The following is a 22,952-nucleotide window of genomic DNA, read 5'->3' as shown; positions in this document are numbered from 1 at the left end:
AAAAATGAATATTTTGGTATTTCTAGAAAACGAAAAAGCCTGTAAACATTTACTTTACAGGCTTTTAGTTAAATTTAAAACTATTTTCGCGGAATGGACGGGACTCGAACCCGCGACCTCCTGCGTGACAGGCAGGCATTCTAACCAGCTGAACTACCACTCCTTTTGTTCTTCTTTAAAGTTAGAACCTCTTGTCTCTTTCGAGGTTGCAAATATAGAGAGTATATCTTAATTTGCAAACTTTTTTTTCAAAAATATTTAACTGCTTATCCTACAGCACCTTCCTGCATCTTTTCTGCATTTTCAGCAAACTGAAGTGCACTAATAATCTCCTGAATATCTCCATCCATGATAGATGGAAGGTTATACATCGTTAATCCGATACGGTGTTCGGTAACGCGACCCTGAGGATAATTATAGGTTCTGATTTTAGCCGAACGGTCTCCTGTTGATACCATTGTTTTACGTTTGGCAGCAATATCACCATTTTTCTTCTGCAATTCGATATCATACAGCTTGCTCCGTAACATCTCCATAGCAATAACACGATTACCTAATTGCGAGCGTTCTTGCTGGCACACCACCACTAAACCCGATGGTTTGTGCGTTAACTGCACCTTAGTTTCTACCTTGTTTACGTTCTGTCCACCTGCACCGCCTGAACGCGAAGTTTGCAGTTCGATATCGGCAGGATTAATGTAAAGATCTATTTCTTCTGCTTCAGGTAAAACCGCTACAGATGCAGCTGATGTATGCACACGGCCTTGTGTTTCGGTATCAGGCACACGTTGTACACGGTGTACCCCACTTTCGTACTTCAGCTGACCATAAACATCATCGCCATTTACTTTTAAAATCACCTCTTTATAACCACCGGCAGTACCCTCAGTAACATCAACGGTTTCCACTTTCCAGCCCTTGGTTTCAAAATAACGGGTATACATGCGGTATAAATCGCCGGCAAATAAAGCAGCTTCATCACCACCGGTACCACCCCTAATCTCAAACACGGCATTTTTGGCATCTTCCGGATCTTTAGGAATCAACATTAAACGGATATTGCTTTCCATTTCTTCCTGTTGCTTCAAAAGCATATCCAGTTCTTCCTTTGCCATTTCGCGCATTTCAGCGTCTTTCTCCGTGGCTAAAATTTCTTTGTTCGCATCAATGTTGCTCATCACATTTTTGTAGATTTTGTACTCATCTACAATTTTGCCCAAGTCTTTATATTCTTTATTTAAAGCCGCAAAACGTTTCATATCCTGAATTACATCCGGATTGCTCAACGATTCTTCTACATCTTCCCAACGCAGCTTTATAGCTTCTAATTTATCTAACATATTTATTCTTGTTGAAATTCCCTGAAGGTTGGCATAGGCCCAAAAATTCAGGAAATGCAAAAATAAGGAAAAAAGCTGAATTTGTTTGTTTAGGATGGAGGGTTAATTGGTTAACTGTTTGAATTGATTAAGCATAAGTTAGAAGTATCCTGGTTTGATTCGAAAATGAAAGGTTCTGAGCCCGTGGCAGTCGGTGGTCCCGCTATCCCTTCAAGTCCTCTCCCGATGAAAATATCGGGATCCGGGCTTTCCGTTTTATCGGGTTTATAATTAGTGTGAGGTGCGGTTCAGCGCCTTGCGACCTTAAACAGCAGCATAAACTGACCTACGAACATTCACCGAAGCTTCAGGCTTTACTTTCTAAAAAAATTACTGATTTGTTGTGTAGTATTCGAGCTTTAGGTCCTGCCCATCAAAAACCCCGTAAGAATTATAATTGAGCCATTCGCCAATATTCACATACCTGCTCCCCTTACCCAAATCAATATCAAGCGGCAGGTGCCTGTGCCCAAAAATAAAATAATCGAAGTGTGTTTTCCGCAACTGTTCTTTGGCATAAATGGCCAGCCATTCTTTATCTTCCCCTAAAAACACTTCTTTTTCTGTTTGTGCCGCCCTGCTTCCCTTGCTCCAGCCATTGGCAATGCCAATGCCTAAATTTGGATGTAAACGGGCAAATAACCATTGGCAAACTTTACTTCTGAAAATCTTCCTTAAGAATTTATATTTACGATCTCCAGGACCTAAACCATCTCCATGGTGCAGGTAAAATTTCTTTCCACCACGTTCTATAATCAATTCATCACTGATGATTTTCATCCCGATTTCCTGCGTAAAATAATCACGTACCCACATATCATGGTTACCTTTAAAAAAATAGATTTTTATTCCCGCATCGGCCATGGCGGCCAATTTCCCTTGCAAGCGGATAAAACCTTTCGGAACCACGGTAGCGTATTCGAACCAGAAATCGAAAATATCGCCCATTAAAAAGAGTTCGCTGCAATTTGGCGTTATAAAATCCAGCCAGCTTACAATACGCGCTTCACGGGCACGGCTCTCCGCATCGTTTGGCGTGCCTAAATGAAAATCGGAAGCGAAATAAATGTTCTTAGCCATGTACGGGTTCAAAGGTAACGCAAAAAGCTCAAAGACTAAAGCGGAAAGACTAAACCCTAAATCGCTATAATCTGTGTAATTAATCCGCCAGGAAAAATAGCAAAAAGACTAAAGCGGAAAGACTAAAGGTTGAATCGCTATAATCTGTGTAATCAACCTGAAAGGAAAAAAGACATATATTAGTAAATAAATCTCACCAAAGATGAAAAAACAAATTCTATTGAGCTTATTTGCATTAAACCTATTCGCCTGTAACACTGGCCAAAAACCGGCAGAAAAAATAACATTGATGAAATATCCTGAAACCAAAAAAGACAGCACTACCGATAATTATTTCGGCACCACCATTGCCGACCCTTACCGTTGGCTGGAAAACGATACCTCTGCCGAAACTAAAGCATGGGTGACCGCCGAAAATAAAGTAACCCAAAATTATCTCGAGCAAATCCCCTACCGTCCAGACATTAAAAAACGCTTAACCGAAATCTGGAACTATCCAAAAGAATCCGCCCCATTTAAGGTAGGCGAATATTATTTCTTTGCCAAAAACGATGGATTGCAAAACCAAAGCATCTGGTTTATTAAAAAAGGACTGGAAGGCAAAGAGGAGGTTTTTCTCGATCCAAATACACTTACTGCAGATGGAACAGCGGCGGTTTCACTTCTTGGTTTCTCGCACGATAAAAAATATGTGGCATATTCTATAGCTCAGGCCGGATCAGACTGGAGCAATATTTATGTAATGGAAATTGCCACTAAAATGAAATTGGGCGATGAATTAAAATGGACCAAATTTTCAGGTGCAGCCTGGAAAGGTGATGGCTTTTATTACAGCAAGTTTGATGAGCCGGCTAAAGGAACCGATTTTTCTGCCGCCAACAAATACCAAAAAGTGTACTACCACAAATTAGGCGATCTACAAAAAAACGATCTGTTAATTTTTGAAGATAAAACCAACCCCAACTTATATTTCGGGGCTAGCGTTACTGAAGATGAGCGCTTTTTAATAATATATGCCAATGCGGGTACATCAGGTAACGCACTGTATTATCAGGACTTAAAAACACCTGACAGCAAAATAGCACCATTAATTAAGGGCTATGAAAATAACCATAACGTTGTTGATAATATAGGCGACAAATTACTGGTAAACACCGATTTGGGTGCAGAAAACAAACAGATTGTTCTAATTGACCCTAAAAATGCTGATCCAAAAAACTGGCAAAAAATTATCCCGGAATCAAAGTTAGCCCTGGAAGGTATTGGTACTGGTGGCGGGTTTTTATGGGCTACCTACCTAAAAGATGCCAGTACAAACATCATCCAGTTTGATTTAACCGGAAAAAAAACCGGCGATGTAAAATTACCTGCCATTGGCACTGTTAGTGGTTTTGGTGGCTATAAAGAGGACAAAGAATTCTTTTATACTTTTACTAATTTCACCACCCCAAGCACCACCTATCGTTACGATGTAAGCAAGGGCGAATCGGTTTTATACAAAAAATCGGAAATCAAACTCAATACCGATGATTACGAAACCAAACAGGTATTCTACCCATCAAAGGATGGAACAAAAGTACCCATGTTCATTGTGCATAAAAAAGGAATTAAACTAGATGGCAATAATCCTGTTTATCTTTATGCTTATGGCGGTTTCCAGATCAGCTTAACGCCTGCATTTAGCCTTTCGAGAATGTTGTTTTTAGAGCATGGCGGTATTTACGTGCAGCCAAGTTTACGCGGCGGAAGCGAATATGGCGAAGCCTGGCACAAAGGCGGCATGTTAGCCAAAAAACAAAACGTTTTCGACGATTTTATTGCTGCAGCAGAATACCTGGTAAAGGAAAAATATACTAATCCATCTAAAATTGCCATTTCTGGTGGCTCAAACGGCGGACTTTTGGTTGGCGCCTGTATGACGCAACGGCCCGATCTTTTTAAAGTAGCCTTACCTGCCGTTGGTGTATTGGATATGCTTCGCTACCATAAATTTACGGTTGGATGGGGCTGGGCTGTTGAATATGGAACCAGCGATAAAAAGGAAGATTTTGATTATCTGATTAAATATTCGCCGCTCCATAACGTAAAAAATGGCGTTAATTATCCTGCTACGCTGATCACCACAGCCGATCATGACGACCGCGTGGTACCAGCACATTCTTTCAAATTTGCGGCAACTTTACAGGAAAAATATAAGGGCGAAAACCCGGTTTTAATCAGAATTGAAACAAAGGCTGGCCATGGGGCTGGTAAACCTACCACCAAATTAATTGAAGAGGCTGCTGATGTGTGGAGTTTTGTTTTTCAGAATTTAGAGATGGGCTGGTAATTGATTTTGTCAATCCTGAGGGATAATTTATTGTATAAAAATCAATATTAGTGACAGCGGATTTCTTGGAAAGAGGATAAGCTAAGCGCGATCGCTGTAAGATTGCTTCGTGCCTCGCAATGACGACTTTTTCAAATAGACCTGTCAATGATAACGCAGTGAAGAATCTTATCTATTGGAGAACGTCGCTTAAAAATTTTTCGTTCCTCAGGATAACAATCTCCTATATCCCATTAAATCCATAGACCAATTATAATTTGCTTTAAAACGCTAAAAACCTTTAACTTTTGTTTTTAATTAGCTCAAAGCATATAAAATACTGAATATAATAGGATTGCAAAATTATCTAGAATATTTCTAAATAGCAGAATTGATAAGACTTTATTTTGTAACTTTGCGTCAAATTTTTCTTTAATGATCACTACTGATATAGCCGTAATAGGCGCTGGTCCGGTTGGTTTATTTGCCATTTTTGAAGCCGGTTTATTAAAAATGCGTTGTCATTTAATTGATTACCTTCCTCAGGTTGGTGGTCAGCTGTCTGAAATTTATCCTAAAAAACCGATATACGATATTCCTGGTTATCCATCTGTATTGGCTCAGGAACTTATCGATAACTTAATGGAGCAGGCCAAACCTTTTCATCCAACGTTTACTTTAGGCGAGCGTATTGAAGGTTTAGAAAAACGTGGCGAAGCCGATTTCGTTTTAACTACGAACATGGGCACCGTTATCGAAGCTAAAGTTGTGGTAATTGCCGGTGGTTTAGGTTGTTTTGAACCGCGTAAACCTGCTGTAGAAAACTTAGAGAAATTTGAGAACGGTAAAGGGGTAAATTATATGATCCTTGATCCGGAGAAATACCGCGATCAGAAAATGGTAATTGCCGGTGGAGGTGATTCTGCATTAGACTGGACGATTTACCTGGCTGAAGTTTGTTCTGAATTAACTTTGGTTCACAGAAGCGAAAGTTTCCGTGGTGCTCCCGATTCAGTATCTAAAGTAATGGCATTGGCCGAAAGTGGTAAAATCAATTTGGTTTTAAACAGCAATCTTCAGGCCGTACAGGGAACCGATAAATTAGAGCAGGTTGAGATTGTTCAGAACCGTACCATGGAAAAAACAGTTGTTGAAGCTGATCATTTAATTCCTTTGTTTGGTTTGAGTCCTAAATTAGGTCCGATTGAAGAGTGGAATTTAAATATCAACAAAAGTGCAATTGAGGTAAATGTTGATGATTATTCGACCAACATCCCTGGAATTTATGCTATTGGCGATATTAACACGTACACCAATAAATTAAAGCTGATTCTTTGCGGTTTCCACGAGGCTGCGTTAATGAGCCACAGCGCTTATTCGTATATGAACCCGGGTGTAAAATACACTATGAAATATACAACGGTAAACGGAGTTTCAGAATTTTAAGCTTTCTCTTATATTTGCTATTCAATAATAAGAGAACTAGAAATGGAAAACAATATCAATATATATATGCAGGAGCCGGATGGCTCGGTTACTGAACACGTTGCCCCAACGGACATGGGCTTAAGCCTGATGGAATTTTTAAAGGCATCAGAATATGATATCCTTGCTACCTGTGGCGGAATGGCTTTATGTGCCACTTGCTGTGTTGATGTTTTAGAAGGTGAAGAGAAATTGAACGAAATGACAGACGATGAGTATGCCATGCTGGATACTTTGCCTGATCTGTTACCAAACTCGCGTTTAGCCTGCCAATTGCAGTTAAACAACAATATGGAAGGATTAAAAGTAAAACTACACGGCGTAAGCTAGGTTGTAAAACATATTAAATAGAAAAGGCGATACGTAATGTGTCGCCTTTTTTCATTTAATAGACCATGAATTGCAAACTGAAGACTGCTAACTGATTTGGGCGTTACCTCAATCCCGATGAAAAATCGGCACTAACCCTTACAATCCCTAACGCGGACCCCATCGCGATTTGGAGCAGCGCCCCTTGTGGCTAAACCTGATAAAGCGAAAAGCCCGGATCCCGATATTTTCATCGGGAGAGGACTTGAAGCGGTAGCAGGGCTAAAATCGGCCATTGAAGCAGAACCCATTATTTCCAAAAAAAATTTGGCATTTTTTAACCAAAACTGGGATTAAAAATCCCAACGAACAATTTATCTATTGAATATTTACCTTCTGCTTTTCTACATTCCATCCGTAAACTTCTACAGCCATATTATTTTGTTTACCGGTATATTCTACGGTTACCGTTTTACTCTCACCCGGTAAAATACTCACGTAATTATCATCATAAAAAGCAGGAAGCACACGCTCGCCGGTATTGCCATTTATTAAAGCCACACGGTTAAAAAACGCGACCGGATTTCCCGCTGCATTACTTAAAGTTATAGCTACTTTACCATTTTTCTGATCAACAGCGGCAACTTTTAATGGTGCCTGTTTAATGGTTTTTAGCCCTGAATATTCACCGTCTTTTCCGGCCAGCCAATAAATGTTTTCGCTTAAAATATTTTGTTTCTGATCTAAAATCCTCAGCGAAACAAATACACCTTCTTTTTTATCCAGTTTGCTTAAAAATTCGTTCATCGGGAAAAGTCTTCTCACGGAAGATGGACCAACAGAATTAAACACCTGCGAGTAGAAATAATCTTTCCCATCCATATCGTAAGCTTTCGCCTGTACCATTAAGTTATTTTTGGTAGTAAAACCGTTGTTTACAATGGTAACCATGCTATCCAAAGGATTCATCATTACGTGTAGGGGCTCACTGCCTTTCCTTAAACCATATAAACAGGCATTAGGATCGAGGTAATAATCGTACATCTGTCCGCGCATGGCTGTCCAGGGGTTTTGGGTCTTCCAAATGATGGAACCCGTATACCAATCCCACATTTTGTTCGAGAAACCTTCCATTAACGCCCTGTATTGATCATAATTAGCCAATTGGGCTTTCATCGCAAAGTCTTCTGCACTTTTTGGCTTGCCATAAGGATTAAGGTACTGCTCGTACGAAATGTATTTATGATAGTCCCACACCGAATCGGGCTTACCTTTGTACTGCGGTGCAATCAGGTTTTCTTTTGGGATAAAACGCAATAAAGAAGCATAATCACCCACCCCTACTGAGCCTACTTCAGAATTGTAGGGAAAGGTTCTGGTACCCCAAAAAGTTTTAATATCCTGTATGCCGTAAGGACCATCGCCATTTCCGCCGATTGAGTTGAACGACATTTCATCACTGTTAGAGAAATCGAAAAGTTTTCTGGTACCATCTAATCGTGGCAGAATCTCGTTTTTCAGGGGTTCTAAAATATCTTCAGGTGGTGTAATCTCGTTTCCACCACACCAAAAAGCAAGTGAAGCATGGTTTCTGATCATTTTAATCTGATCTTCAATAGCCGCTAAGGTAAGGTTATGGTCATCCGGGTAATTTCTGCGCGTCCACTGATCTTCTTTTTTCATCGGATCTACCCAACGGCCGTTACAATCGCCGCTGAACCAAAAATCCTGAAATACCAGTAAACCGTATTTATCGCAGGCATTGTAAAACTCCGGCCTTTCTAAAATTGCGCCTCCCCAAATGCGAATCAGGTTGAGGTTCATATCTTTATGGTAACGGATTTCGGCATCATAACGGGCATCACTAAAACGGAGCATCGCATCAGAAATAATCCAGTTTCCACCTTTAATAAAAATCTTTTGTCCGTTTACAAAAGCCCCCATACTTTTGGTATGTTCATTCCATATATTATCAATCTGACGCACCCCAACTTTTAATTGTTCCTGGTCTAATATTTGGTTTGCCGCAACAAATTCGATTTTTACATCGTATAGGTTTTGCGGCCCATATCCGCTTGGCCACCATAATTTTGGATTTTCAAGCGATAAATCAGGGAGTTTAACGATGGTGGTTTTATTGGCTGCAATGGTGGTAGCCTGCTTAACCAGTTTACCTGCAATTTGATACTGCAAAGTACCTGAAACAGGCTGATTGGTTGGGTTTTCTACTTCAACTGAAACCTTAACGGTGGCAGGGTTTTGCTTACCTTCTGGCAAACGTTTGCCCGGAACCAAAGTAACTACCTGCGGGTTCTGGATATTGATGCTTTTGGTTTTCTCTATCGTTACCTTATCCCAAATTCCGGTATTACGGTCGCGGGTGGGTTGGATCCAGTCCCAGCCAGCGGTATATTGCGTGGTTAAACCTTTGGCAATCGTTCCATCGCCACCCTGGCCTCCATTCGGGTTACCTGGAAAATCAGGCGGATAAACAATTACAGCTAACCTGTTTTTCCCATTTGCGGATAATAACCTGGTGATGTTATATTGCGTCCTAAGGTGCATCCCTACCTGCGTTTTGGGGTTTACTTTTTTCCCGTTCAGGTAAATTTCGGCTTTGTAATTTATTCCCCTAAACTGTAGCCAAACCTGCTCGTTACCTGTAGCCCGTTCCTCAAAATCTTTTACAAACCAATAGGTATAATAATCGTTTCCTGTTTTATATACATCAGGAATTTTTTCATTGTTCATGCCATAAAATGGATCAGGCACTTTTTTATTGTTCAACAAAGTGGTTAAAACCGTACCCGGAACTGTTGCCTGCATCCAATTGCTGATTGAAAAACCTGTTTTCGAGATCTCCAGGCCTGATGCACTGGCATCTTTAATATTGGTACATACCCAGCCTGAGTTAAGCTCGTAACGCTGCTGCGCATTTACAATCAGGACTGAAAAGCATAAAAAAAGCAAAAATATTTTCTTCATTATTTTTAGGGTTATTAAATGAATGAGTGAATTATTGAATGAGGTATTGATTGATTATTTTTACTTTTGATCTGCAACCATTCTCTCATTCGATCATTTCAAAATTCAGTCATTATCTATTTGAAATGGGTCTGTCCTCAGGTTTTACGCCCCAGGTTTCGGACGGTTTATTGCCCATGTAAATCTCTATGTTTCCACCAGTAACAATGGTTTTGTGCAGGATATACGACTTGCTATAAGGTTTACCATTCAGTACAATTTTCTGAATGTATTTGTTTTCTGCACTGTTGCCAATAACCTTAATGCTGAATTTTTTATTTCCAGCCAGTGTAATGGTTGCATCGTTTAGCAAAGGTGTTCCAAAAACATAGGCACTGTTTGCCGGATTTACGGGATAGAAGCCCATGGCCGTAAAAACATACCAGGCGCTCATTTGGCCTACATCTTCGTTTCCACACAAACCATCAGGTTTTGAAGAATAAAAATCATGGTCGATTTTACGGATCAGATCGGCAGTTTTCCATGGTTGACCAGCGTAGGTATATAAATAAGGAATATGGTGGTTGGGTTCATTTCCCTGTGCATAATTACCAATCAATCCACTAATATCCGGCGAACCATTGGTTCCTAAATCTAAGGGTATGGTAAATAGCGAATCAAGTTTATTGGTAAAAGCTTTATCTCCTCCAAATAGCTTAATCAGCCCTTCTACATCTTGCGGCACCAACCAGGTATATTGCCAGGCATTTCCTTCTACATAGTCATCTTCACGGTGTTTGGATGAAAAAGGATCGAAAGGACTTCTCCAGTTTCCGTTGGCTAGTTTACCCCTCATAAACTGAACGCTCGGATCGAAATACAAACTGTACAGTTTTGATCTTTTGCTAAAGTAAGTGTAATCTGCTGTTTTGTTTAATGCCTTAGCCATTTGCGCAATGCAATAATCATCAATAGCATATTCTAAAGCCTTACCCACTGATTCGTTTATTTTATCGCCCGGAATGTATTTAAGCTCCTGAATGTATTCGATCCCATCTGTTTTTTGCATGGCCGATTGTTTTATGGCCTCGTAGGCCAGGTTTACATCAAAACCACGGTATCCTTTTAAATAAGCATCAACAATAATCGGCACGGCATGGTAGCCAACCATGGTATTGGTTTCGCTCCCCATTAAATGCCAAACCGGCAATTTCCCCTGTTGTTTATAAATGGCCAGCATGGTGTTTACCACATCACTTACTTTATCCTGATGCAGAATGGTATACAATGGGTTGGCGGCACGGTAAGTATCCCACAGCGAAAAAGTAGTGAGGTTACTAAAATTTGCCTTTTTATACACCTTTTTGTCCGTTCCGCGGTAATCTTTGTTTACATCGTTAAATAAAGATGGCGCAATCATGGTATGGTATAATGCGGTGTAAAACACTTTTTTGGTGGTGTTGGATGCGTTTACATTAACTTTAGACAGTTCTTTTTCCCATTTGGCATCGCTGTTTTTAATGGTAGCAGCAAAATCCCAGCCTGGTAATTCTGTTTTCAGGTTTAAAATGGCATTTTCGGTGCTCACCGGAGATAAAGCGACTTTAATCTGTAATTTTTCGTTGTTAATAGCATTAAAATTTACCACGGTCTTTAACTTTTTACCAGATAGGCCGGTGCCATTTTTAACCACGGTACTATCATATAATACCAGGTTTTTAATGGGCTGAGAAAGTTTGATCACAAAAAACAGGCGCTGATCATTAGACCAACCGGTCGAATTCCGGTGGCCAATGATGGTTGTTGCATCTAGTTGTTTAAAGGATGCTGATACCGGAGCATCCCAGCCAATACCCTCGGTTAAATCGATGATGATATGTGGGTTTTCGGCACCTTTTTTAAAAGTATATTGATGAAAACCTACCCTTTCGGTGGCGGTTAATTCAGCTTTAATGTCATATTTATCAAGCAATACGCTATAATAGCCTGCTTTTGCAACTTCGTTTTGGTGCGAAAATTTAGACAGGTAGCCCTCCTGATCGTCGGCCTTTTTCCCTTTCTCGAGTAATAATTTACCGGTTGCAGGCATGATAGAGATATCGCCCAAATCGCCGATACCTGTACCACTTAAGTGGGTATGCGCAAAACCAGTGATGGTATTACTGGCGTAATTATAACCACTGCACCAATCCCAGCCTTCAAAAATATTATTCGGACCAAGCTGTACTGCCCCAAAAGGAACATTGGCACCCACAAAAACGTGTCCGTGTTTTGCCGATCCAATCAATGGATCAACATATTGGGTAAGTTTGTTTTTCTGCTGCGCAAAGGCATTAAAAGTAAATAGAGAGACGGTTAGAAATAGAATCGATGAGGTTTTCCTGAACTGCATGTGTGCTTATAATTTCCTACAATAGATTTAAAAATCTAAAAGTAAAACGTTTTACGTTATTTTCTTATAAAAAGGGAAAGAATTACATCAAAGACTCGTCATTTCGACTGTACCGTGGTGAAATGGAGAAATCTATAGCGCTAAAGCTTATATCCTATTAGTGTTGAATTTCTCATCGTTTGCAACGATATAATCGTTAATGTTATTGCTGCACTCGTTTGGAAACGAGCGCAAACAAGGAATAGTTTTATTTGCTCCTATGCCGCAAGGCATCAAACTTTTGAGGCATCAAAAGTATGCAAAAATGCTTTGTCAATCCAGCAAGGGGCCTTTTACACAACCCCCATACACATCAAAAAAACAGTGGCAATTGTTTTGTTTATTAGGGCTGGGTGAAAAGTTTTTGCAAACATGAAACACAAAACCACTGCGTTTTAGGCTTGATAGTGCCATTTGTACTGCTGTAAGCCTGTTTTTTTTGATTTTCCTGGCCCTGGGGATTGACGGGCGTGCTTCGGTAAGCGCTGTGTTATTTCAAAGCAAGCTAGCATAACGCCACAAAAATTTAAAAAAGATGTGTCCACACGATAGGCGCAGGAGGGAATCTTAAAACGTTTGCATTACGATTCCCAATCACGTTGGGAATGACGATTCCCCGCAGCCTATCATTTGCCAAAAAGATCTGTCATTCATATTGATTTAGCACTAACGGTCGTTTCCAACGAGTATAGAATATCTTATCGTTTGTAACGATATAATCGTTATGTTATTCATGCACTCGTTTGGAAACGAGCGCAAACAAGGGATCGAGAAATCTATAGCGCAAACAATTGATTTAGCGCTAACGCTCGTTTCCAACGAGTGTAAAATATCTTATCGTTTGTAACGATATAATCGTTATGTTATTGCTGCACTCGTTTGGAAACGAGTGCAAACAAGGGATCGGATCGAATGGCAGAGAAATGGAAAGATCTTTGACCAATGTATTGGACAGTTCAAAGATTTCTCCAAAACGATCGAAACTACGAGTATTCGAAAGATCCTTCACTGCGTTCAGGATGACCGCATAAAATAAATGATCCTCTTACCCAATCTCCAAAACAATTACCTGATCGGGCTCTTTGTCATTTGATGCGGTGGTAATGGTTAATTTTGATTTTTTGAAACTAAAGTTTACCACACTTTTATCTTTTAACAAAAATGCTTTTTTGATTTTTTTGAACGGAACGTTATCTAAATCAAGCGTAGTGGTTTTTCCATCTACAATATGGATATAAATTTTCTTATCGCTTTGCGTAATGCTTCCCCAGGCTTGGGGTTTAATAAATCCGCCTTTTGTACCATAAATACTTTCGCCATAAATTTTAAGCCAGTCGCCTAAACCTGCTAAACGATCCTGAAACTCCGGCTGTATTTTTCCGTTCGGCATTGGGCCAATGTTTAACAAAAGGTTGGAGCCCAAACTTGCCGCTTTAACCAACATGTGCACCAGTTCTTTATTCGATTTGTAGTATGTATCACTTAAATTATAGCCCCATGAGTTGGAAATGGTTTCACAGGTTTCTAGCGGTAATTGATCAGATGCTTTCTGAAAACTCAGGCCTGATTTATTTTCACCTGGCAAATCGCGTTCGAACATCTGGAAATCTTCGCCTGCAAAGGGTGTGAGGTGGTGGTTATTACCAATCATACATTGCGGCTGCAATTTGTGGATCAAACCATAAATTTCGTTGTATTTCCAGTCAATACGCGAGGTCCTGTCTTTTGACCCTTCGGGCTCGGTTTGGTCCCAATGGCCATCAAACCAGATTCCGCCTATTTCGCCATAATTGCTTAACAACTCGGTAAGCTGGTTTTTCATAAATTGTAAATAACTGGCATAATCTCCTTTGCCTGTACGGCCAGAATTTTGTCCCGTGCGACCAGTTTCGTGCGGATAATCTTCTCTGCGCCAATCCAATAAAGAGTAATATAAATAGAGTTTTATGCCTTGTTTATGGCATTCATCAGCCATCATTTTTACGATATCCTTTTTGTAGGGCGTATTCATTATGTTGAAATCGGAATATTTGGTATCCCACATGCTAAAACCATCGTGATGCCTGGTAATTAGCGTGATATACTTCATCCCGGCATTTTTCGCCATGCTTACCCATTGTGCCGCATTAAATTCGGTGGGGTTAAAAAAATCTTTAAGGTTGGTATAATTATGAACATTTAGTTTTCGTTCATTCATTACCCATTCGCCGCTTCCTGGGATACTGAAAGGCCCCCAGTGGATAAACAGGCCGAAACGGGCATCGGCAAACCAGGCACGCTGGTTTAAATTTGATGCTGCCGGCACATAATCCTGCGCTTTTAACTGTAGGGCAAAACAAAGCATTAAGCCGATGATTGCTAATTTTTTCATAAGGTTGGTAGATATCTGGTTAGGTTTTGCTTAATCAATAGATGCGGTGGCTTTTGTCGGTTTACCGATCACTTTGTAATTTCCATCACCTTTTAAAATGGCCAGGATTTGCGATTGGTTGGTAAACAGGTTTTTCGCCGCAGCCAGTTCTTTATCGTATTGGAAACTCTGCTCAATTCGTCCTTTTTCGTAGAAATAACGGCTCACAATCTGCGTTTCTAAAACCCTTTTAATTTCTGCCTTGTGACTCACCAGATCAGTTTTTTTAGATGAGGTAAGTTTGTATTTCAGGTTTTCGAGATCGGTTTTTACTTCTGCCGATTTATTTTCTTTTTCGGCCTCTGCGCGTAAATCAGACAATAATCTTTCAGTACGGCTCAGGTAAGTGAGGTCTTTATCAGCCAGGCTATTGGAAAAAACGTTATAATCAGCATCTGATAACTGGAAAGATTTAGCGGAAGCTAAGCTTGGTTTTTCTTTTTTGTACAGATTTGCATAATTAAAGAAAAGGCTTTTATTGAGCATCGAAATGGTAATCGGGCTTAATTTATCGGCATTAACCACAATATCTGGATAAACGCCGTTACCGCTGTACACATTTCTGCCTGCTTTAGTCTGATACATCACCATGGTAGAATCGGCAAAACGCTCAGCCACACCTTCAGCATTTTTATGGGCATAATCCAGTTTTTGAATACACCTGCCCGATGGAGTGTAATATTTGGCTACAGTGACTTTAACCAGACTGTTGTAAGGCAGGTTGAAGGTTTGTTGAACAAGGCCTTTACCGTAACTGCGTTGTCCGATTACAATAGCGCGGTCTAAATCCTGTAAAGAACCTGCAACAATTTCGGATGCAGAAGCAGAATTTCCATTTACCAGCACCACCAAAGGCACTGCAGTAGAAACCGGTGTCGAAAGGGTTTTATAGGTAATGGTTTTCTCTACATTTTTACCTTTTTGGGTAACAACCAGTTGATCCTTGTTGACAAATAGATTTACAATTTTAACGGCTTCCTGTAAAATACCACCACCATTGTTTCTTAAATCCAACACTACACCTTTAGGGTTTTCTTTTTGAATGGCCAACAGCGCATCTTTTACTTCCTGACCAGAGTTTTCGAGAAATTTATCAAGTTTAATGTAGCCAATGCCATCGCCAACCATCCCTGAATAGGATACATTAGGTTGTTTGATTTCTTCCCGAACGATTTTTTTAGTAATTTCTTTTCCTTCCCTGATTAACAACAAATCAACCGATGTACCTTTAGGGCCACGTAATAACTGGCTGATTTCTGGTCTGTCTTTACCTTTAACGGCAATGCCATTGATGCTCACCACCTGGTCGCCGGCTTTAATATCACTTTTATTTGCGGGGTATCCCTCACTCACTTCGTTGATAAACAATTTGCCATCAATAAAAAGGGTACCAGCACCTATGCCACCGTACTGGGTGCTCACATATTTTAGTTTATAATCCTCAATCTCTGATTCGGGAACATACTCGGTATAAGGATCTAAACTATCCAACATGGCATCAATCCCAGTTTTCATCAGTTTAGGGGCATTGGTATCATCCACATAGTTGATGTTGATTTCTTTATAGAGCGAAGCAAAAATATCGAGGTTTTTAGACACCAGGAATAAGTCTTCTTTGAAAGAAAAAGATAAAACAGCAACACCAAATCCAGCTGCTAAAAGACCATATTTTAGTTTTTTCATTCCCTTATGTATTATTTCCAACGGTACAGGTTAAAGAAAAGCCTGTTTTTGGACGGTTATTTTTGATATAGTACGAAAGTAAATGTACAAAAAGCTGCAAATATTAAAAACAGCTTATTTAGGGCATGCGTAAATTAAGCGTTACGCTAAAAGGAAGGATAAAACAGTAAAAATCAGATTAAAGCCTGTTACCTTTTGTATCGGCAAGTGCTTTTTGAATGGTAAATTCGATGTAAGTACGATCGCGTTTAACCAAACGCATTAAATCTTCGATTAACTGATCTTCTTTGCCCGGGGTAAACTCTAAAGGCTCGTTCGCTAAATCGCGATATTTCCTTAAGAACTTTGTTTTTACCTTAAATGCAGTTTCTGAAGTCAGTTGAAAATTAGCCATGGCATATTTATTTGATGCAAAAGTAAAAAATATTTGCTCAGGTTAATACCTTTTTGTTCATTCAGCTAAAAAATTAAACATCCTAAGGTAATTTCTGCACGATAATTGTGTTAAACCGGCGTTATAAAATCTAAGCGTAAAAATTGCCGGCATAATTTTAAAGAAACCATAAGAACAAAAAACACACCTAAATTATACCTGGGCATAGCTTGCTACTTTTATAACCTTTAAAAACAAAATTAAACAACATGAAAAAAATCATCTTCTCTATTGTTTTCCTAACCCTGGGTTGGGCAACATCAAAGGCACAAACGTTTAACCTTGGGGTTAAGGCAGGTGTAAATTTAGCCAAACTGAATTCGGATTTTGCGAGTGAAGAGAACCGTTTAGGTTACCAGATCGGTGCCTGGGCCCGTATTGGCGGTGCAAGTTTTTATGTACAGCCTGAGGCTTATATTGGCAGTAAAGGCAATAAATTTATCAGTTTTCAACAGGATAACGGGAATGAAGTACAGGCCGAAGGAAAAGTAAAATTTACCACTTTGGATGTTCCTGTTTTATTTGGAACAAAATTCGGTGCTAAAAACCTAAACTTCCGTTTAATGGCCGGTCCGGTGATTTCTTTTATCCTGGATGAAAATTCGACTTTTAGTTCGGCTTACCAACAGGCAACTGATTTTAGCAATTACAAAAACCAGGCATTGGGCGCACAGTTTGGTGCAGGTGTAGATGTAGGCAGTATTTCTGTTGATCTACGTTACGAAGCTGGTTTATCGAACATAAGTAAAAGCGAAAAATACAGCCAAAAACCTAACCTTTTCCAATTGAGTTTAGGATTTAAGATTTTGTAAAAACAGCCAACCAGCTGGAAGTTGCTGTAAAGCAAATTTAAAAACCCGCAAAAAAGCCAAATGATGGCTTTTTTGCGGGTTTTTCCTAATAAAAAGTGGTATAAAAGGTAACAGCAAGTGGATAGGTGGTATTGCCTGCCACCCCTCGTATATAAATGGTATATGCCCTACCCTTGGTAAGCGTAAATGTTGAACCAGACGCAATTAAAGGGGTGTTCGTTCCGGCAATGTTAACAAACAGCTTTGGAGCAGGTGCTGTACCAGGACCTAAATTTGGTATTTCGGTCCATGTGGTAGCTGTGCCATAAGCAACATTCGAAATTATCTTGGTTCCGTTAACTGCATCTTTAACCATATCTAAATTGGGGCTGCCATTGTACAGGTTAACCATACGCACATAAATTTTAGAGGTATCTAACATGGGCCTGCTATCTTCTACCATTAAAGATGAAGGGATTTTCTTACTGGCATCGGTGTACTGACCTGTTGTGTAAATGGTATAATACTTTCCGGCCTCCGGGGCGATGGTTGTATTAAAAACCTCCAAATTGGCATCAGGTTTAACCGTTGGAATAATTTTAGCCGTTAAATTGTGCGAACCAGGAGTTGTAACGGCATAACCAAGATCAGGAAACAAGCCATTATAAGCATAACCTGCATTTTCTACACCTAAACTGGATAAAGATGAAGAAAACTTAGTGCCATCCATATAAAAAGTAAGCGCAGGGCTACCCGGCGTAAGATTTAAGATTTTAAGGTATGAATATTTAGGATCTGCAGGGCTTATTTTTTCGTAGGCTGTATTTTCTACAAGATCACCTTTTTTACAAGCGGAAAATAATCCAATACTTACCGCAATAAAATATAATATTTTTTTCATTTTTTCTTTTGATAAATGGTGAAATTATGGTTGAGAGAACCACATTTTATAGGTGTGATAATCGTTTTTATCGGCCCCTATTTTCTTCAGTGCCTCTACATTCCATAAATATTCAGAATTGTAGCGTGGGCGGTAACGTTGTGCAGGTTTACCCCCATTATCGGTAAAGAAACTGGTTGGAAACCGGTACACGTTTAGGTAAGGGTTGTTTCCGGCAGCATCTCCAACATTATAGTTATATTTTCTTAAATCGCACCAGGTTTCTACAAATCCATAGCCATAAAGTGCAAGGTACTTCTGTAGCATAATATCTTTTAAAGTTAATGCTGCAGCGGTTTGTTTTACTGATGTACTTGCGAGATAAGCCGCTTTTTCGGCTGGGGTAATAGCAGTTCCTAAAGCACTTACAAAATCGATACTCGAGTTTATGCCATTTAGGTAAGCAGTATAAGCTAAGCCTAAATCGCCTTTTCTAAATGCTGCTTCCGCTTTGATAAATTGCATTTCGCTAAAAGTCATGATCGGGAAACCGGCATTATCTTTAAATAAATATTTACCTTGGTTTGGGCCGGGATTAGCACCTCCCAATACCCCCCATACGTTTGGAATCTGATTTTTATTTACGGCAGTTCCGGCATCGAGCGTATAAGGCGCAGCACCTCTAAACATACCATCAGCCGATATGGTTACCATATTGTTACGACGGGGATCGATAACCAATGGTGCATTGGCAACGGCAAAAGTAGAACCATCAAGCAAGGCAACCATGATTGCAGTTTGGCGATAGGAACCCATATTTGCCCTTAGCGGACCAAAGAAATTTCCATTTGCGGCGGTAGTTCCGGTATTGGGTACAATAAAGTTATCTGCATTAGCAGCTAAAGATTTATCAACGTATTCGATCACTTTTGCCGGATCGTAAGTTGCTTTATTAACCAGGTTATTTGCATTTCTGGCCAGAATACCATAATTGAATTTTACCCATTTAGTGTTATCACCAGCATAGATTAAATCGGCAGGGCCAAACTTTACCACCGTACCTGTACCATCTGTTCTGGTAAAATTAGCTATCGATTGGTTGGCTAACCTTACTACCTCGGCATAAACTTCCGGTTGTGTATCGTAATCGTAAACGTACCGGTTAACATCAAAGGCTTGTTTTAAAATAATTTCGCCATGATAATCGGTTGTAGTTTGCCAGCTCCAGGCTTTTAATGCCTGTGCCATTCCTACATAATTCCATTCCTGTTTTGCCTCAGAGTCGTTAATAATTAAGTTTAAGTTTGCACCTAAACCAAAATAATTGGTTCTCCATATTTCGCCCATGGCATCGCTACCAGAAATCCAGCCGTGTTGCTCTCCCACATTTACGGCGCCGCCAAAATACTGGATAAGACCACCCAAATACCTTGAATCGAACTGAACACCACGCTCCATCTGGGCAAACAGCGGCGGTGTTAATGTTTTGCTCGAAACTTCTTGCGGAGTAGCTGGATCTGTATTTACATCCAGGTATTTTTTACAGCCCGAAGTAGTTATTAATGCAGCAAAAACTGATAATAATAAATATATCTTTTTCATCTCTTTAATCTTTAAAAACCAATTTTCACTCCTAAATTATAACCTCTTGGCAAGCCTACAGAACCAAAGTCGATACCCGTTCCTCCTAAACCACCAGAAGCAGCACTTAATCCGTTAACTGATGGATCTACACCTTTGTAATTTGTAATCAATAATAAATCGGTTCCGGTTGCAAAAACGCTGGCGCTTTTAATCACCCTGCTTTTTTCGAAAATGGCCTTTGGCAGGTTATAACTTAAGGTAATATCCTTCAACCTGATCCAATTGATATCTTTTTCAAGGAAATCGGCGGTATTGTAAAAGGTTGAATAATAAGTAGTGGTGATGTAAGGAATAACCACCACATTGTTTTTGGTTGGGTTGGCAGAATTCTCCAGTCCATCGCGCATTACGCCCTGAATAATACGGGGCACTTCACGGTCGGTACTTAATTTAGACAAACCTCTGGAATATAAATATAATTCTGTTGCGTTATAGATATCTCCACCCTTACGCAGATCGAGCAAGAAAGAAAGGTTAAAGTTTTTATAGGTAAAACTATTGGTTAAACCGATCATAATATCAGGTGCACGGTCGCCCATTTGTGTAAAATTAGCGTCCTTAATCGGCATTCCGTTTGCCGGGTTAATCAGGAGTTGTCCGTCTTTATTTCTTAAATAATCTATCCCTGCAAAAGCTGAGATCGATGTTCCAACAGCATATTGCGCCCTAACATTATCAAAAAGCCAGCTGTCTGATACATAAAACACATCCTGATTGGCAGGTAATGATAAAATTTTACCTCTTGATCTTGATGCATTTGCCGAGATATCCCAGCTAAAGTTTGGCGTTCTAACTGGTGTACCTTTTACTAACAGTTCAAAACCATGAACCCTGATTTTTCCACTGTTAATGTACTGTAAAACTGCTCCTGATGCATAACTTAAACGTGGGGCAGTAATTTGTTTATCAGAAAGATTATGGTAATAAGAGAAATCAAACGATAAACGGTTATTAAAGAAACCCAGTTCCATACCAATTTCTTTAGCCGTGGTAAATTCGGCTTCCAAATTCGGGTTACCCATATTTACATCCAATGCATAGCCTCCGCCAGTAGTTTGCTGGGCAACAAGTTTATTGTTTGTAACATACGCTACCCTGGCATCTTTACCAGATTGGCCCCACGAACCTCTTAATTTACCGTACGATAACCAGCCTAGATTTTTTACTGCCTGCAAATTAGAAAACACAAAGCTTAATGATGTTGCAGGGTAAAAGAAGGTGTTATTTTTTTGTGGCAATGTTGAAGATAAATCCTGACGGCCAGATAAGGTTAGGTAGAGATAATTGTCGTATCCTAACTCTGCGTTAGCAAAAAAACCAACTTTACGTTTCAGCTCATCTGTATAGGCAACCCTTTGTGTGGTAGGATCGATGTTGTTCATGCTGAAAAAATTGGCCTGATAAAAACGCGTACCGAACTGAGCATTTACCTGATAAGAATCGTCTTTTATCTCTGTACCAACCCTGATAACTGGTTTAAATTTGCCGAAATCCTTTTTTGCAGTGGCTACAAAATTTGCTGTAACCAATCTTTCATTAGCATTGTAGGTGTTTAAGCCACCACCAGCATTGGTGGTTTGCGCTTTGTTTGCCTCGTACGACTGAACATCGTATGCTGAAAGCCCGGTTTGAGAAAATATATCCGCACCGGCCGTTCCCTGCATGCTTAACCAGTTTGTTGGGGTATATACAAACCCGATGTTACCCAGTACACGATTCATTTTATCGTAGTTTGGATTTCTTTCTACCCCCCAGTAAGGATTATCAAGCTCACCACTTAAACTTCCGGTAATCGTTCTCCTTTCGCCAAGCGGAGTTAAATAATTCCGCATATCATCGGTTAACGGCCACGATAAAGCACTTAGCATTGGGCTACTTACACCTTTATACGTTTTATCGGTTCTTGATGAAATCAGGTTTAGCGATGCATTCATGCTTATCTTATCGCTAATTTTAGAATTCGCATTTATTTTACCGTTAATTGTATTGTAGGCTGTACCCGGTATAATACCTTTCTGATCGGTGTAACTTACGGTTGTTCTAACAGAAAGTTTATCGCTTCCGCCTTCAACAGTTGCATTGTGTTTTTGGGTAAAACCGGTTTTATAAAAATTACCGATGTTATCGTACATTGTTTTATTTGCCGGATATTTTGAGCCAAAGAAAGTTCTCGTCCTCTGCTCTTCATCAAAAACCCCACCTGCACCGCCACCGTAAGTAGTTTGTACTTCAGGATAACGGTAAGTGTTTTCTAAACGAAAAGAGTTACTATAGGATACCCGTGCGGTTCCTGCTTTTGCTTTTTTTGTAGTAATGACTACAGCACCAGATGCACCATCGGTTCCATACAAAGCAGAAGCCTCAGGTCCTTTCAGAATAGTAAGCGATTCTATCTCCTCAGGATTAATATCCATGGCCCTGTTACCATAATCATTCTGACGGTTAAAAGTTCCCTGCCCTACCAGATTATACTCGCTAAAAGTACGGTTGGAAATGGGTAATCCATCTACCACAAAAAGTGGCTGGTTATCGCCATCAAGAGAAATACCCCCACGGATAATCATCGTTGCAGATGCCCCCGGCGTTCCCATTGTTGGGGTAATGGTAGCGCCCGCAACCCTGCCCTGCAGGGCGTTTAAAAAGTTATCACGCTGCGTATCTGCAATATCGGATCCCTTTAGGGTTTGTGCCGAATATCCTAATGCATCTTTCGATCTTTTTATACCAAAGGCCGTAACAACAACCTCATTCAGGTTGCCGGCATCTGCTGAAAGATTAACATTAATAGCGGTATTTGCACCTACAGCTTTCTCTTGTGTTCTAAATCCAATGTAAGAGAAAACAAGCACATCTGCTTTTAGGGCTTTGATGGAATAATTTCCATCAGCATTGGTTTGTGAAACTACAGTGCTTCCTTTCACACGGATGGAAACACCGGGTATCGGTCCGTCTGTTGACGTAACCTTACCGGTAATGGTTATTTGTTGCGCAATGGCATGAGCCAGCAACAAAAACGTACCAATAAAAATTAGTAGTAGTTTTTTTTTCATAAACTGCCAGTTTAGGGAATGAAATGATTTGTTTAGTTGTTTTTAGTTAGTTACAAAAACACGCACAATAACGCATTTTTATGCTAATATCATAAATAATTTGGA

The 22,952-nt window shown here is 39.9% G+C and carries 14 protein-coding genes and 1 tRNA gene; 4 read left to right on the top strand and 11 right to left on the bottom strand.

Translation table 11 applies throughout. The features are described 5' to 3' along the window. Positions 1–89 precede the first annotated feature (89 nt). The 3 genes from R2R28_RS25075 to R2R28_RS25065 form a co-directional block, all read right to left on the bottom strand. Positions 90–163 (bottom strand) — tRNA-Asp (locus R2R28_RS25075). Positions 164–266: 103 nt separating this feature from the next. Beyond that, on the bottom strand, positions 267–1,340 hold the full coding sequence (gene prfA, locus R2R28_RS25070; protein WP_116250528.1) for a peptide chain release factor 1: 1,074 nt from the start codon (positions 1,338–1,340) through the stop codon (positions 267–269). Positions 1,341–1,709: 369 nt separating this feature from the next. Then, on the bottom strand, positions 1,710–2,459 hold the full coding sequence (locus tag R2R28_RS25065; RefSeq protein WP_316828394.1) for a UDP-2,3-diacylglucosamine diphosphatase: 750 nt from the start codon (positions 2,457–2,459) through the stop codon (positions 1,710–1,712). A gap of 202 nt (positions 2,460–2,661) precedes the next feature. Between R2R28_RS25065 and R2R28_RS25060 the strand changes: the two genes are divergently transcribed. The 3 genes from R2R28_RS25060 (at position 2,662) to R2R28_RS25050 (ending at position 6,582) form a co-directional block, all read left to right on the top strand. Then, positions 2,662–4,788 (top strand): prolyl oligopeptidase family serine peptidase, encoded by a 2,127-nt coding sequence (locus R2R28_RS25060; RefSeq protein WP_316828393.1) that lies wholly within the window; start codon positions 2,662–2,664, stop codon positions 4,786–4,788. Between the two features lie 414 nt (positions 4,789–5,202). Beyond that, the gene (locus tag R2R28_RS25055) at positions 5,203–6,213 is read left to right on the top strand and encodes an NAD(P)/FAD-dependent oxidoreductase (RefSeq protein ID WP_316828392.1); all 1,011 of its coding nucleotides are present in this window, start codon (positions 5,203–5,205) and stop codon (positions 6,211–6,213) included. Positions 6,214–6,255: 42 nt separating this feature from the next. After that, the gene (locus R2R28_RS25050; protein ID WP_116250525.1) at positions 6,256–6,582 is read left to right on the top strand and encodes a 2Fe-2S iron-sulfur cluster-binding protein; all 327 of its coding nucleotides are present in this window, start codon (positions 6,256–6,258) and stop codon (positions 6,580–6,582) included. A gap of 357 nt (positions 6,583–6,939) precedes the next feature. Here the strand turns inward: R2R28_RS25050 and R2R28_RS25045 are convergent, their stop codons facing one another. From R2R28_RS25045 to R2R28_RS25025, 5 genes are all read right to left on the bottom strand, one after another. After that, on the bottom strand, positions 6,940–9,546 hold the full coding sequence (locus R2R28_RS25045; protein WP_316828391.1) for a glycoside hydrolase family 2 protein: 2,607 nt from the start codon (positions 9,544–9,546) through the stop codon (positions 6,940–6,942). A 112-nt stretch (positions 9,547–9,658) separates the two neighbouring features. Continuing rightward, positions 9,659–11,917: a GH92 family glycosyl hydrolase gene (locus R2R28_RS25040; protein ID WP_316828390.1), complete on the bottom strand. Its 2,259-nt coding sequence runs from the start codon at positions 11,915–11,917 to the stop codon at positions 9,659–9,661. A gap of 1,084 nt (positions 11,918–13,001) precedes the next feature. Next, entirely contained in the window at positions 13,002–14,327 is a 1,326-nt protein-coding gene (locus R2R28_RS25035) for an alpha-L-fucosidase (protein WP_316828389.1), read from the bottom strand. A 30-nt stretch (positions 14,328–14,357) separates the two neighbouring features. Then, positions 14,358–16,049 (bottom strand): S41 family peptidase, encoded by a 1,692-nt coding sequence (locus R2R28_RS25030; protein WP_316828388.1) that lies wholly within the window; start codon positions 16,047–16,049, stop codon positions 14,358–14,360. Positions 16,050–16,227: 178 nt separating this feature from the next. Then, positions 16,228–16,443 carry a hypothetical protein gene (locus R2R28_RS25025; RefSeq protein WP_025141830.1) on the bottom strand — a complete coding sequence of 72 codons (216 nt, stop codon included), beginning with the start codon at positions 16,441–16,443 and terminating at the stop codon, positions 16,228–16,230. Positions 16,444–16,691: 248 nt separating this feature from the next. On the opposite strand from R2R28_RS25025, the gene R2R28_RS25020 reads away from it, so the two are divergent. Then, positions 16,692–17,294, top strand: coding sequence for a porin family protein (locus tag R2R28_RS25020; protein WP_316828387.1), 603 nt, complete (start codon positions 16,692–16,694; stop codon positions 17,292–17,294). Between the two features lie 85 nt (positions 17,295–17,379). On the opposite strand, the gene R2R28_RS25015 is transcribed toward R2R28_RS25020, so the two are convergent. The 3 genes from R2R28_RS25015 to R2R28_RS25005 are packed head-to-tail and all read right to left on the bottom strand — an operon-like array spanning position 17,380 to position 22,847. Continuing rightward, positions 17,380–18,174 carry a DUF4397 domain-containing protein gene (locus R2R28_RS25015; protein ID WP_316828386.1) on the bottom strand — a complete coding sequence of 265 codons (795 nt, stop codon included), beginning with the start codon at positions 18,172–18,174 and terminating at the stop codon, positions 17,380–17,382. A 24-nt stretch (positions 18,175–18,198) separates the two neighbouring features. After that, positions 18,199–19,755 carry a SusD/RagB family nutrient-binding outer membrane lipoprotein gene (locus R2R28_RS25010; protein ID WP_316828385.1) on the bottom strand — a complete coding sequence of 519 codons (1,557 nt, stop codon included), beginning with the start codon at positions 19,753–19,755 and terminating at the stop codon, positions 18,199–18,201. An 11-nt stretch (positions 19,756–19,766) separates the two neighbouring features. Next, positions 19,767–22,847, bottom strand: a complete 3,081-nt coding sequence (locus R2R28_RS25005) for a SusC/RagA family TonB-linked outer membrane protein (protein ID WP_316828384.1) — start codon at positions 22,845–22,847, stop codon at positions 19,767–19,769. Positions 22,848–22,952: the final 105 nt, after the last annotated feature.

It is taken from the genome of Pedobacter miscanthi (assembly GCF_032678605.1).
Classification (GTDB): Bacteria; Bacteroidota; Bacteroidia; order Sphingobacteriales; family Sphingobacteriaceae; genus Pedobacter; species Pedobacter miscanthi_A.
The sequence above is the reverse complement of the archived record's forward strand: the minus strand, read 5'-3'. Positions and strand labels throughout refer to the sequence as shown.